Origin of the sequence: Candidatus Nitrotoga sp. M5, assembly GCF_927904885.1 — a bacterium.
Classification (GTDB): Bacteria; Pseudomonadota; Gammaproteobacteria; order Burkholderiales; family Gallionellaceae; genus Nitrotoga.
This window is the reverse complement of record NZ_CAKMNW010000033.1, coordinates 1-13,133: the sequence shown is the minus strand read 5'-3', so window position 1 is coordinate 13,133 and position 13,133 is coordinate 1. Positions and strand designations below refer to the sequence as shown.

Genomic DNA, 13,133 nt, shown 5'->3' with positions numbered 1-13,133 from the left:
TAACTAAATAATGAAATTGACAGGGCAGCCTATAAACCCGAAAAGGAAATTAAAACTGGATGATTTAGGTATTACTGAAACTCTATAATTTAATTTATTAAAATTCGGTCATGGTGGCTTAATTCAGGCATGCCCAATAAAACCGATGCATATTATTTTAGGGCGCTTTGAGTTCATATCTCTCATGATTAACTGTTGTCGTTAGCTTTCGATTTTATAGGTGCTTACGTCATAAGAATTATCCTAATAAAGAGACATTTGGAATTCTACCTTTATAATAAGGCAGATGTTTCACCACACGGCAGATTTTTATGGCTAGCTTGTTTATGTTGAAATATGATCATTATAAACAAGCGTAGACTTAGCAATGGATAAAGAAAGTATTAACGCAGAAAATGGTCCTAACTTTAAAAGAGAGAGCCTTATGAAAAAATTATTCGCAGGTAAAAAAAATAGACTATCTGTGTCAATTGCTTTGATATTGGGAATTATCACCGCATCAGTTAACGCACAAACTTCACATGATGAAAATGAGGATATTAAAGTTAATGTTCATGACTCGAGAGGCCAAGTAGTGAGTAGCGGGACTGGCAAATGTTGGTACACTCATTCCGGTCAGGCTGGAGAGGATGAATGCAGTGCAATGCCGTTAGCCAAGACCGTCGCGCCAACCCCAGTCGTCGAACCCACTCCAGTCATCACGCCTACTCCAATTGCTCCACCGATTCAAAGCGAAGAGCCGGTTGTAGTGACCGAATTGCCAGCTGCGACAACGAAAAAGATAACATTGGATTCAAGCGAATTTTTCGATTTTGGTGAACCGATATTGCGGCCATCAGCTCGAACGAAGTTAGATAATTTTGTCGAAGACATTAAAGCTACGAATCCTCAGACAATCAAGGTGACCGGTCACACTGATCGTTTTGGTAGTGCCAATTACAACCAGATCCTTTCCGAACAACGAGCAGCTACAGTGAGAGCCTACCTTGTCAGAAAAGGTATCTCGCACAATATAATAACTACTGAAGGTAAAGGTGATACGCAGCCGATTACAAAAAAAGACCAATGCCCGGGCGGCAAGACCAATCAAACTATCGAATGCCTGCAACCTGATCGCCGTGTTGAGATTGAAATGACTGGCACCGTAACGGAGCAATAACCTTTATCGATTCATTAAGCTAAATTAAAGGCGCCTCTCAAAATTCAAATTTGCGGGTAGCCGCTTCTCAGTTTGCCTGCTGACCCGTTGCCAGGCAGACAATACACGAAAAAAATTAAGCGCTGATTTATTTGATATATAAATGCATAATTGATATGCACGTTATAAATTTTTTCGAGTAACGCGATATTGTGACAAAAATTGGATTTTAAGTGGTGTCATACTGTTCTTGTACAGAATTTACAAAGGTCTGACCTATACCATGGAGAGGTATTCAGGGACTTAGCGAAGCAGAAGGAAGCGTATATAGCCGTCTTGGGCGGCTCACAGTTTACTGGCTTTTTTGAGTAGCCAGTTTTAATAAGCCTGTGACTATGCCAGAAGGCTTATTAAACTGCGTTGTTCATTGTGCCCGTTATTTCATGGAATGTGCAGATGGTCATTCTTTAATGAAATAAATAATGATCAGAAAAATGGCGTGGTAAGGTAAAAAAGAGAGTCATTGAGTGCAAGCAGTGACCTTGCTAAACTGTTAATATTAAACATTGATAATATTTTGGAGTAGAGGGAGATGGGTAACGTGGAACAAGCTCGCTTTAATATGGTGGAACAACAAATTCGGCCTTGGGACGTGCTGGATATGCGGGTGCTGGATTTGTTATGCAAAGTTAAACGCGAACGTTTCGTGCCACCCGAAAGGAAAAATTTAGCTTTCATGGATCTGGAAATCCCTCTGGGGCACGGAGTTTCAATGTGGCAGCCCAAGATAGAAGCGCGCGCAATACAGGCTTTGCAGCTTGGACGCAACGACCGAGTGCTGGAAGTCGGCAGCGGCAGTGGCTATCTGACTGCTCTACTCTCCCATCTTTCGATGCATGTAACCAGTGTTGAGATCGTGCCAGAGCTGCATGCCTTTGCGGAAAAGAATTTGGCAGCACATCATATCAATAACGTAACTTTAGAGCTGGGCGATGCAGCACAATGCTGGCCAGGTTCTTACGATGCAATCGTGGTGACTGGCTCAGTACCAATTTTACCGGAAGCATTCCAACACAGCTTGAAACCCGGTGGCCGTCTGTTTGCCATCGTTGGTGACTCGCCAGCGATGCATGCCAGTTTGATTACTAATGTAGCACCTGGAATATTCGAAAGAGCGACTCTGTTCGAAACTTGCGTTGCACCACTGCAGAACGCGCTGCAACCCAAACGTTTCGTTTTTTGATGCGACTATTTGCTAAAAATGGCATTGGCGGTCATTAATAGGGCTCTTAAGTAACTGCCAATCAGCTCCTTATTTAAATTACTATTACTTGAGCAATTTTGAAGACTGCAACAAAGCGCAGCTTGCTGCGCTGTTAGTTAATATTTTAAGGGTGACTCTAAATTTTATTTTTCGAGCAGCCGCTTCACACATTGCCTTGCTTAAAAAGTTTGAGTTCGCAGAGCACCCTTAAGTGCAGTTTTTGAAAAACCTCAAAGATAAAGCAACCTGCCCAACCAAGCTCTCCTCGGAGTCTAATTCCGTACTGCCCTGTAAAATCACGGGTACAGTGACATTTCACTACAAGAAATTCTTTAATATTTGTTTAGTTATCAATACAAATCATTGCGTTAAGCCTGTAGTAATCACGCCTCCCTATTCGGATTACATCTGTTGTTTTATGCCAATGCCCAAGTTTCGTGCCGCAGTGCCCGCTGCCGCAACGATGTGCCCATCCGTCTCTGAGTCAGGCACACTATCCGTCGTAGCTGGGACATTGGCAAGAGCAGCATGAGCTGACTCCATTAGCATATTGAAATGGCTATCCTGATCATTGATCAATGGCCGCGGGACGATAGCCTGAAAATAGAGCATACCGTTACGCATTGTGATGGCGAGTAGATAAAGCTCGTGGCTAATTTTAGCGGATTCCGGGTCGCGCACTTCGAAACACTGCGTTGAACTGTTTTGGTTTTCATCACGCGGACCAGGTATCTGCTTAGCGATAGCTTCAATAAATGGCTGTGCGATATTTAGCTTGGGTGCCAATATAGCGTGATATTGTCCCGTGCGGTTGAGAATAACCGGGTTTTCAAGCACTGTACGCTTGGTGTTACGGATTGTGAGGACTACGATAATCGTGATGATAATTGTGGCAAGAGTTATTTCAATCATGGTTATAAACTTTTATACAATGAGTCGATAGTATAGCCGTCTCTATCACATTTGAATTAGCAAACTGTAGAGTTGGCCATGCAACATCAATAAATTATCTTTAGGACACCTTTTAAAATCAAATTTTGTGAGCAGCTGCATTTCAGCTTGCCTGCTTACCCCGTTGCGTCACGATACAACGTTACTTGAGAAAAATTATTGCATACACATCGAATAGATGCTGCGCTCAAATTTTATACTCGTGCCTTGTCTTGCCTAGCAGCCTGTCGGACTTAAAGGAAATCGGCTGCAAATTTATCTGAGCGGTACTTATATCGCCCCTTTTTTTTGGCAATATAACAACTGTTTCCCTGCAAAATCGTCAAGTGGGGTGAGCAGGCTCGCTACATGGTGAAAGCTCGCAAAATCAATTCGCGCTCAGCTAGATTTTCACTACGACCCTTTAAATCCGACAAGCTGCTAGAAATTGAACTTTTAGAGACGTCCTCGAGTTGGCTGAATAAACAGATATTCATATTGAGTACTGAATAAAAAATTTGACGGAAGCGGAATGCTTAATGAAGCACCTGCAAGCGCAGTTATCATCGCATTAAACGCGTATAGATGTCATGGTAGGCTGTGGCACTCTGGTCCCAGCCAAAATCCTTAACCATGCAATTCCTCTGCAGTGCCCGCCAAGTTTTCTTGTCATGATAGACCATCGCGGCACGTCGTGCCGTAGCCAACAGGCTGGTCGTATCCATACTGTGTAATACAAATCCGCTAGCCAGACCCTGTTCTAGTGAATCTGCGTTGTAATCCAATACTGTGTCAATCAAACCGCCAGTTGCATACACCAGTGGCGGTGTGCCGTAGCGCTGGCTATACATCTGATTGAGTCCACATGGCTCGAAACGCGACGGCATTAAAAAAATGTCTGCGCCTGCTTCAATCAGGTGTGACAAGGGCTCATCGAAACCCACGTAAGCACTGATCTGGCCGGAATAATGATGCGAAAGCGCCAGTGCAGCCCGCTGCATTTCTACCTCACCATTACCCAACAATATCAGTTGCGCCGGCAAGGCAATCAATTGTGGTGCAATTTCCAGCACAAGGTCCACGCCCTTCTGATGGGTAAATCGGCCCACTAATCCGAATAATGGCAGATCGGGATCAATGTGCAATCCCATGCGTTTTTGTAACTCGCGCTTATTGGCGGACTTTCCGCGCATATTTTTGATATCGTAAGTCTCAACAAGGTCAGGGTCGGTGGCGGGGTTCCACTCTGTGGTATCGATACCGTTCAAAATGCCTGTCAAATCTTCTCGTCGGTAGGTAAGTAGACCTTGTAGACCGAATCCCAGTGCATCTGTTTGAATTTCTTTGGCATAAGATGGACTCACGGTTGTGATGTGATCGGCGTAATACAAACCTGCCTTCATAAAGGACAGGTTGTCGTAAAACTCCACACCGTCAGGTTGATAACTCTCAGCGGGCAACCCCAATTCAGCAACCATGTGCGACGGGAATATGCCTTGAAATGCAAGATTATGCACTGTCATTACACAAGGTGCAGCACCATCTGAAAAATGCAGATAGGCCGGAGTAAGTCCGGTTTGCCAGTCATTGCAATGAACTATATCGGGTTTCCAGTTAAGTGGAGTATCCGCACAACTCAGCAGTGCAGCAATTTTAGACAACAATCCAAATCGTAGGGCGTTATCGGGCCAGTCCAGACCATTTTCATCCTGATAGGCTCCTCCACCACGTTCATACAGCTCGGCACATTCAATCACTAACAGAGGAACACCATTAGGCAACGAACCAGTCAGCAGTCTCGCTGCTGGGAAACCGGGCTGCATGGAAATTTTGGTAGCGACATAAAGATGCGGCAACGCTTTTAAAACTTGCGGATAACCTGGCAACAATATGCGTATGTCCACGCCCATTCCATGCAACGCTGCCGTCAATGCGGCACTGACATCGGCCAAGCCGCCAGTTTTGATTAGTGGTGCGACTTCAGAAGTAGCAAACAATACTTGCATCGTTATTCCAATTTCAATTCGAGGGTAAAACAAGTCAGTGACAAACGAGTGAGGTTGAAAGCTTCAGCTTCAGTGAAGGCTAACATTGGCAATGAAGTTTAGCCACTAGCAGCCTGTCGGACTTAAAGAAAAACAGCTGAAAATTTAGCTGAGGGGTGACTATTTCACCGCGTTTTTAGGCAATAGAACAACTTATCATCCTGCAAAATCGTCAAGTGGCGTAATCAGGTATCGCCATAAGGTGAAAGTTTGCAAAATCTTTCTTCGCTTAGCTAAATTTTCGCTACGACTCTTCAAGTCCGACAGGCTGCCAGGTGGCGAAAGCAATATCGCTTAAACTAAAATCAAGACCAAGACTATGTAAACCATGAATTATACTTGGAATTACGGGCAGCGCATTAAGGACACCTCGAACAGATGCCTCAGTATTTCGTGGCACGGATCAATACATATACTTACTACAACATACCGGCGTCAATTCCAGCATAAAGAGCACCTCTAAAAATTCAAATTTCTAGACAGGACAAAACAGGTGCAAAAATATTTAACGCGGCTTATAGTTGATATTTAATAGATACTTTCTTCAAGTAACGCCGTATTGTGACGCCACGGGGTAAGCAGGCAAGCGGCGAAGCGGCTGCTCACAAAATTGCGACCTTTAGAGACGCCCTTGAACCGTTACAAATGCAGAAAGCCAGAAAAAAACGGCACGCCTGTTGACGTGCCGCTCATAGCTGAATCCAATTAGTAAATCACACCTGCGGATGCGCGCGCTCCGCTTTACTATCTAATTTATTTAGCGCATTAAGATAGGCCTTGGCGGAAGCCACCACGATATCAGTATCTGCACCTTGGCCATTGACTATGCGACCATCCTTGGATAGCCGTACGGTCACTTCACCCTGCGCATCTGTACCACTGGTAATGTTGTTGACCGAATAAAGTTGCAGTTCAATGCCACTTTGCACGATCTGTTCGATGGCTTTGAACGTCGCATCAACCGGCCCACCTCCCTGAGAATCGGCGACAAATTCCTTTCCGCCTACATTCAATCGCACCTGCGCCACAGGCAGAAGTCCAGTTTCAGAATGCGCGCGCAATGATACCAAGCGATAATGCTCACTAACATGCGCCACCACGCTTTCACTGACTAAGGCTTGTAAGTCCTCATCAAAAATTTCACGCTTGCGGTCAGCCAATTCTTTGAAACGGGCAAAAGCATTGTTCACCACATCCTCATTTTCCAGCACGATGTCAAGCTCCTGCAATCGTGTGCGGAACGCGTTACGTCCGGAAAGCTTGCCAAGTGTTAATTTGTTCTTGCTCCAGCCAACATCTTCAGCACGCATAATTTCGTAAGTCTCGCGGTGTTTTAGAACGCCATCCTGATGAATGCCGGATTCATGTGCAAAAGCATTCGCGCCAACAATCGCTTTGTTTGGCTGCACCGGATAACCGGTGATGCTGGACACAAGTTTGGAAGCCGGAACGATTTGCGTGGTGTCTATACGCGAATCGCAACTGAACACGTCGCGGCGTGTCTTAACTGCCATTACGATTTCTTCCAGACTGGCGTTCCCAGCACGCTCACCCAAGCCGTTGATTGTGCATTCCACCTGACGCGCACCGTTCATTACGGCAGCAAGAGAATTGGCCACTGCCATACCGAGATCGTTGTGGCAATGGGTGGACCACACGACTTTCCCAGAATTCGGCACACTTTCGATCAACTGTTTGATGCGCTCGCCCCACAAAGCTGGAATGCTGTAACCGACAGTATCCGGCACGTTCAGAGTCTTCGCTCCTGCTTGAATAACTGCATCAAAAATACGGACGAGAAAATCCATTTCCGAGCGCACCGCATCCTCAGCAGAAAATTCGATGTCGTCGGTATATTCCAGTGCGAGCTTCACCGCTTTCACCGCAGCTTCCACCACTTGGTCGGGTTGCATACGCAACTTCATTTTCATGTGAATAGGTGAAGTTGCGATAAAAATATGAATCCGACCAGATTTGGCTGGCTTGATCGCTTCACCGGCAGCACGAACATCACTTTCAGTGGCGCGCGCCAACGAGCAAATAGTTGATTTTTCAATAACTTGCGCAACACTTCGAATGGCGTTTGCGTCACCTGGACTGGCCGCAGCAAACCCTGCCTCGATCACATCAACACCCAGCTTTTCCAATTGGCGGGCGATGCGGATCTTTTCTTCCTTGGTCATAGATGCGCCTGGGCTTTGTTCGCCATCGCGCAAGGTAGTGTCAAATATTATTAATTTCTCTTTCATGCTGAACTCCATTGCAATTATTTAATTCGCACGATCCAGACGAATAGAATTCGGCCAGATGCCGCCTGCTTTAAAACTATGGGGAGGTAGTATATTTAGCGCGCGACGCGCAGCAGCAGCGCAGCCAGAAGGCTGGATGTAGAATGCAATTGCGAGATGTGACGGGAAAAGTGCATAGTTGGAATATAACGGCTTTTGTTTGCTTACGCAATATTCACGCTCTAACTCTGTAACGAGCAAACAAACTTTCTGGACTTGAAGCACCTATTTGTCCTGTTTAATTCAGCCTCCTAGCTCAACCGTGCTACCTATAGTCAAACATTTTTGCTATATGAATCGACCTAAATGTTTCATCAAGGTCATCACTCCCCACTAAAACTGAGACTATCTAATCAAGGACACCTCTAAAAATCCAATTATGTGCGAGCAGCCGCTTTGCGACTTTCCTGCTTATCCTGCTTCGCCACAACACAGCGCACTCTAAAAAATCAGGACTTACATATTATCTGCTTATGCCGCGTTCAAATTTTTTGTAGAGACTGTGTCTTGCTTTGCAATTTGAATTTTTAGAGGCATCCTCAAAATTAATTACTCAGAAAACGGGACTCTGACCGTGATTCATATCACCGCTACCCCACCGCTATCGCTGAAACAAACGTACTTAGCAATAATCCATAGCAACTCAAATTCAGCTTTTTCATTCGCACAGATTGACAATCTTTTACTACGGGCAACATAACATCCTGCATTACCCATGTATCTGAGCGAACGGACTTTACCGAAAGTCCGTTGCAAATTTTAACGTTACAGACTGTAGTACATTTCGAATTCAACTGGGTGCGTTGTCATGCGATAACGGGTTACCTCTTCCATTTTTAATTCAATGTAAGCATCGATGAAGTCATTGGAAAACACACCACCGCGAGTCAAAAATTCGCGATCATTATTCAGCGCTTCCAAAGCTTGTTCGAGACTAGAACAAACAGTTGGAATTTTTGCATCCTCTTCTGGAGGCAAGTCATACAGATTTTTGTCTGCAGGATCGCCTGGGTGAATTTTATTTTGTATGCCATCCAGGCCAGCCATCATCATGGCTGTAAAAGCCAGATATGAATTGGCAGTTGGGTCCGGGAAACGCACTTCAATACGGCGTGCCTTATCACTCTGCACGAAAGGGATACGGATCGAGGCTGAGCGGTTTCGTGCAGAGTATGCCAGTTTTACTGGGGCCTCAAAACCAGGAACCAAACGTTTGTAGGAGTTAGTGCCCGGGTTGGTTAGAGCATTAAGCGCACGAGCATGCTTGATAATACCGCCAATATAAAACAGGGCGAATTCAGACAGACCTGCATATCCATTGCCTGCAAACAGATTTTTGCCGTCCTTCCAGATGGATTGATGGACATGCATGCCTGAGCCATTATCACCGACAATCGGCTTGGGCATAAAGGTCGCTGTCTTGCCATATTGGTGTGCGACGTTGTGCACTACATATTTAAGCTTCTGAGTTTGATCGGCACGATAGACCAAACTGTCAAAGCGGGTGCCAATTTCACATTGACCAGCGGTCGCCACTTCGTGGTGATGAACTTCGACAGGAACGCCGATTTCTTCCAATATTAAGCTCATGGCAGAACGCATATCTTGCAGCGAATCGACAGGGGGCACGGGGAAGTAACCACCTTTAACCGTTGGCCGATGACCAGTGTTGCCACTATCAAATTTTTCTGCTGATGACCAGGCTGCTTCTTCGGAATTAACCTTGCAGAAGCAACCAGACATATCCACTTGCCAGTTTACTGAATCAAAAACGAAAAATTCCGGTTCAGGGCCAAAGTAGCATGTATCGCCTATTCCGGTGGATTTCAAATAAGCTTCAGCACGCTTGGCGATAGAACGTGGGTCACGGTCATAACCTTTGCCATCTGATGGTTCCACTACGTCACAAGTCATCACCAACGTAGTGTCGTCCATAAAAGGATCGAGAAAAGCGGATGCAGGATCAGCCATCAGCTGCATATCAGATGCCTGAATACCTTTCCAGCCAGCGATGGATGAACCGTCAAAAGCGTGACCGGACTCGAACCAATCATCACTATCTGATACCACATGTGCCGGAATCGAAACGTGCTGTTCTTTGCCACGGGTATCAGTGAAACGTAGATCAACGAATTTAACTTCGTTGTCCTTAAGTAACTTAAGAACATCAGCAACCGACTTCGACATAATCATTCTCTCCATAAACGTTAAAAACTAAACTGAAAATCAAACAAACTTAATATTCGTAATCAAGCACGTAGTACTCAACGTCATATTCCAGCACTAAAATCAGCATTTTGCCATATCCGTAGGGATAAATGGATATAAATATGCGCTCCTTTTCGGGGCGGATGTCATATATGTGCACCATTTTCGTGCATGACTGATGACGTAGTTTAAAAAAGGGACGATAAGCACAGGTTCGTCTTCCACCTGCCAAACTTCCATAACCGTATCTCAATATTGTAAGTTTGAAAGTACGAGCGGATAGGATTCTTACTACATTGAGTATAGTATGCAATTGTCGTCCGCGAGCTATGCTTGCGGGTTATATATCGAACAATAGCGGAGAAATGTCGTGGGAAAAATCACCGAAATTTTGAATGCCGCGCAAAAACGCGCCAAAGACATGAATTTACCCTACGAGGGTGCCCTGCTGCCGAACGAGGCTTACGAAATATTGCAAGTTGCGCCCGGCAGCAAACTAGTTGACGTGCGTACTCGTGCTGAGCTGGATTGGGTGGGCCATATCCCCGATGCAGCGGAAATTGAATGGGCTATCTATCCCGAAATGAAACCTAATCCGTATTTCATAACACAGCTTGAACAGCAAGTGGACAAAGAAGCATTGGTATTATTCATATGCCGCAGTGGCGCCCGATCTCATAATGCTGCTATAGCTGCGACGGAAGCCGGTTATACCGAATCCTACAACGTCCTGGAAGGCTTTGAAGGCGACAAAGACGCCAATAAGCACCGTAATATGCTAGGTGGCTGGCGTGCACGTAAATTGCCGTGGGAACAGCGCTAAGCCCTAACGGACTATCGGTAGCTTATTTTTTAGAGGCGCCCTGGAGCGCCTACCATTCTATAACTCCGCTGTAGGCGGTAACCAATACCAGCAGGCCAAATACAATTCGATACCAAGCAAACCCCACAAAAGTATGATTGGAAATAAATTTAAGTAAGGCCGCAATTGCCAGATAAGCACTTACAAACGCACCAATCAATCCTACTGCGAATACTGGCAGATCGGAGGCTGATAGCAGATGCCAATTTTTGTAAAGGTCGAGGACGGTTGCCCCGAACATGGTAGGAATAGCAAGAAAGAATGAAAACTCGGTCGCAACTCGTCGGTCAAGTCCGAAAATCATCCCGCCCATTATGGTCGCACCTGAGCGAGAAACGCCAGGAAACATGGCCACCGACTGTGCAAATCCAATCTTGATTGCATCTTGCCAGCGCATATCTTCGACACTTTTGATGCGCGGATGAAATGCTTTTTTTTCCACCCACAGAATCACCAATCCTCCCCCTATTAGCGCAAACGCAACCGTATAAGGATTAAACAGATAGGTTTTGATCCAGTGGTGAAATATTAGCCCAAGCACTACTGCTGGCAAAAGTGCCACCAACAAGTTGCTGGCAAAGCGCCAAGCAACTGGTTCGCGCACCACCAAACCACGCGACACTGCCAATAGCTTGGCTCGGAATTCCCATACCACTGCCAAAATTGCACCCAATTGAATTACGATCATGAATACTTTGCCCCTTTCATCATTAAAGTTGAGCAAGTCGCCAGCAATGATCAGATGACCAGTACTGGAAATGGGCAAAAATTCGGTCAGACCTTCAATAATACCAAGAATGAAGGCAACGATAAGCGGGATAGTATCCATAATGACTTAAAGCCGTATCACATAGGTGCTGGCCACTCTGGCATAGTTTCCAAGTCGGGGTGGGTCAGTTTTAGCACCGCCATAGACTCTCCTGGCGCATTTGAACCCACTGGCACCAAAGCACATAACTCGACATCCAGTGTCCACGCGCTCCCGTTCTTGGCCATTACCTGCGCCTTTAGCATACGATCATCTGGCAGAGCTTCAATAGCCTGTTTTAATTCACCGATTGTTTTCATATTTTTCCTCTTTATTGTAATAATTTAATTTAACGGTGAAAGTAATGTACCAATGCACATCCTTCTTACATTGACGTTATGCGTCAAATTTTTTATTCGCAAACAGATTTACTTTTTCGCCGAACTGCTGGGCAAAATTACGCATTGATTTCGCAGCTTCAGCTTCTCCGGTAGCACGTTCAAAAGTGTCAGCCATTGATAAAAAAGTCTGATGATAAAACTGGCACATTTCTTCTACCATCATCTCTTTGGTCCAGAAATCAATACGCATAGTATTGTTTTCTTTGGCATCCCAAACCGAAATCATTACTCCTTTGCTCGTGTTGTGCTGATTTGCATCAGAAGCGCTCCAGTCAATTTTTTCTGCCACCATGTTGTCGTCAAGCGAGACTGTAAATTTAATTTCTGATTTCGTCATTTTTAATTAACTCCTTGAATAAATGTTAGTAGACTGCATTATAAGTCATTGACTCCACGCTAATGTATGTTCTGTTGGTGATCTTGTTGCTGTATTTCCTGCTCTCCTCAAACTTCCACTAACCAGACCGTTATACGTAGTACAAACTGATCAAATTGCGGCCATTGCTGTAGCGGAAAAAAGTTGCTAAGCTTAACTTAAAAAGTGAAATATAAAAATATATTGCGCGGGAGCGTTCATGCGCAATAGGTAACAGTCCTCCGAAATAGCCGTACCAAGTTAGAGTTAGAGCACTAATGTCCGAAGAATTGAGATCCGCCGACAACAACGGCAATATATATAAATTCCTAGGCAGTCGCTGGTAGAAAACAGGCTTTAGCCTGCCCTCCTTCATGCGACCGCGCATGCGCTATAACGCACACGGCTTTCCGATGTTCTTAACGCTAATGCAAGGCGCACGCTATACGGTATTGTTAAATGATGACGTTTGACATTAAATTGTATATACCATATTGTTCATAACTTACATTGCTTGACTCATTCATTGCACTAGGAGAGATCGATGTCGAAAATATCAAAGAAGAAGGCTAAAAAAACTGCACAAAAGTTTGCTAAAAAAGCTGTTAAAAAAGCTGGCGTTACATCAAAGAAAAGTAGCGTTTTAAAGCGTGCTACCAAAGCGGCTTTAAAACAAACCCAAAAAGGTTCTAACAAAAAAGCACGTGCAGCTGCACGTAAAGTAGCTAAAAAAGCGAAGTGATTTGCTGTAATGAACTAGTCTCAATCTGATCTGACAATGCACTTGTAAAAGTGAGCGTTACTGAATTTGATATGGGTGTCGAATCCGTCATCAAACTTAAAGAAAGGTAACGCTCATGTTTCATACTAACAACCCAATCATTAAACATAAAG

11 protein-coding genes are annotated in these 13,133 nt (G+C 44.8%); 4 read left to right on the top strand and 7 right to left on the bottom strand.

The features are described from left to right. Positions 1-367: 367 nt before the first annotated feature. Entirely contained in the window at positions 368-1,159 is a 792-nt protein-coding gene (locus tag MJ770_RS08450; protein WP_239251368.1) for an OmpA family protein, read from the top strand. A gap of 571 nt (positions 1,160-1,730) precedes the next feature. Then, positions 1,731-2,381: a protein-L-isoaspartate O-methyltransferase family protein gene (locus tag MJ770_RS08445; protein WP_239251365.1), complete on the top strand. Its 651-nt coding sequence runs from the start codon at positions 1,731-1,733 to the stop codon at positions 2,379-2,381. A gap of 423 nt (positions 2,382-2,804) precedes the next feature. Here the strand turns inward: MJ770_RS08445 and MJ770_RS08440 are convergent, their stop codons facing one another. The 4 genes from MJ770_RS08440 to glnA all read right to left on the bottom strand — a co-directional run bounded on the left by MJ770_RS08440 (position 2,805) and on the right by glnA (position 9,852). Further along, positions 2,805-3,314 (bottom strand): hypothetical protein, encoded by a 510-nt coding sequence (locus tag MJ770_RS08440; protein ID WP_239251328.1) that lies wholly within the window; start codon positions 3,312-3,314, stop codon positions 2,805-2,807. 581 nt (positions 3,315-3,895) lie between these two features. Next, positions 3,896-5,338: a glycogen synthase GlgA gene (gene glgA, locus MJ770_RS08435; protein ID WP_239251326.1), complete on the bottom strand. Its 1,443-nt coding sequence runs from the start codon at positions 5,336-5,338 to the stop codon at positions 3,896-3,898. A gap of 752 nt (positions 5,339-6,090) precedes the next feature. Next, on the bottom strand, positions 6,091-7,626 hold the full coding sequence (locus tag MJ770_RS08430) for a 2-isopropylmalate synthase (protein WP_239251315.1): 1,536 nt from the start codon (positions 7,624-7,626) through the stop codon (positions 6,091-6,093). 804 nt (positions 7,627-8,430) lie between these two features. After that, entirely contained in the window at positions 8,431-9,852 is a 1,422-nt protein-coding gene (gene glnA / locus MJ770_RS08425) for a type I glutamate--ammonia ligase (RefSeq protein WP_239251301.1), read from the bottom strand. A gap of 391 nt (positions 9,853-10,243) precedes the next feature. Here glnA and MJ770_RS08420 point away from each other — a divergent pair, with 391 nt between their 5' ends. Continuing rightward, on the top strand, positions 10,244-10,696 hold the full coding sequence (locus MJ770_RS08420) for a rhodanese-like domain-containing protein (protein WP_239251285.1): 453 nt from the start codon (positions 10,244-10,246) through the stop codon (positions 10,694-10,696). A 49-nt stretch (positions 10,697-10,745) separates the two neighbouring features. Here MJ770_RS08420 and MJ770_RS08415 read toward each other — a convergent pair whose 3' ends face one another. The 3 genes from MJ770_RS08415 to gldC all read right to left on the bottom strand — a co-directional run bounded on the left by MJ770_RS08415 (position 10,746) and on the right by gldC (position 12,221). Continuing rightward, positions 10,746-11,564, bottom strand: a complete 819-nt coding sequence (locus MJ770_RS08415) for an undecaprenyl-diphosphate phosphatase (protein ID WP_239251266.1) — start codon at positions 11,562-11,564, stop codon at positions 10,746-10,748. A gap of 17 nt (positions 11,565-11,581) precedes the next feature. Further along, positions 11,582-11,803, bottom strand: coding sequence for a hypothetical protein (locus MJ770_RS08410; RefSeq protein ID WP_239251255.1), 222 nt, complete (start codon positions 11,801-11,803; stop codon positions 11,582-11,584). 76 nt (positions 11,804-11,879) lie between these two features. Beyond that, positions 11,880-12,221: a gliding motility protein GldC gene (gldC, locus tag MJ770_RS08405; protein ID WP_239251245.1), complete on the bottom strand. Its 342-nt coding sequence runs from the start codon at positions 12,219-12,221 to the stop codon at positions 11,880-11,882. A 562-nt stretch (positions 12,222-12,783) separates the two neighbouring features. Between gldC and MJ770_RS08400 the strand changes: the two genes are divergently transcribed. Beyond that, positions 12,784-12,981 (top strand): hypothetical protein, encoded by a 198-nt coding sequence (locus MJ770_RS08400; RefSeq protein ID WP_239251236.1) that lies wholly within the window; start codon positions 12,784-12,786, stop codon positions 12,979-12,981. Positions 12,982-13,133 lie beyond the last annotated feature (152 nt).

Coding starts and splice junctions, on each gene's coding strand:
- MJ770_RS08450 (WP_239251368.1), top strand. CDS start 368: ATGGATAAAGAAAGTATTAACGCAGAAAATGGTCCTAACTTTAAAAGA.
- MJ770_RS08445 (WP_239251365.1), top strand. CDS start 1,731: ATGGGTAACGTGGAACAAGCTCGCTTTAATATGGTGGAACAACAAATT.
- MJ770_RS08440 (WP_239251328.1), bottom strand. CDS start 3,314: ATGATTGAAATAACTCTTGCCACAATTATCATCACGATTATCGTAGTC.
- glgA (WP_239251326.1), bottom strand. CDS start 5,338: ATGCAAGTATTGTTTGCTACTTCTGAAGTCGCACCACTAATCAAAACT.
- MJ770_RS08430 (WP_239251315.1), bottom strand. CDS start 7,626: ATGAAAGAGAAATTAATAATATTTGACACTACCTTGCGCGATGGCGAA.
- glnA (WP_239251301.1), bottom strand. CDS start 9,852: ATGTCGAAGTCGGTTGCTGATGTTCTTAAGTTACTTAAGGACAACGAA.
- MJ770_RS08415 (WP_239251266.1), bottom strand. CDS start 11,564: ATGGATACTATCCCGCTTATCGTTGCCTTCATTCTTGGTATTATTGAA.
- MJ770_RS08410 (WP_239251255.1), bottom strand. CDS start 11,803: ATGAAAACAATCGGTGAATTAAAACAGGCTATTGAAGCTCTGCCAGAT.
- gldC (WP_239251245.1), bottom strand. CDS start 12,221: ATGACGAAATCAGAAATTAAATTTACAGTCTCGCTTGACGACAACATG.
- MJ770_RS08400 (WP_239251236.1), top strand. CDS start 12,784: ATGTCGAAAATATCAAAGAAGAAGGCTAAAAAAACTGCACAAAAGTTT.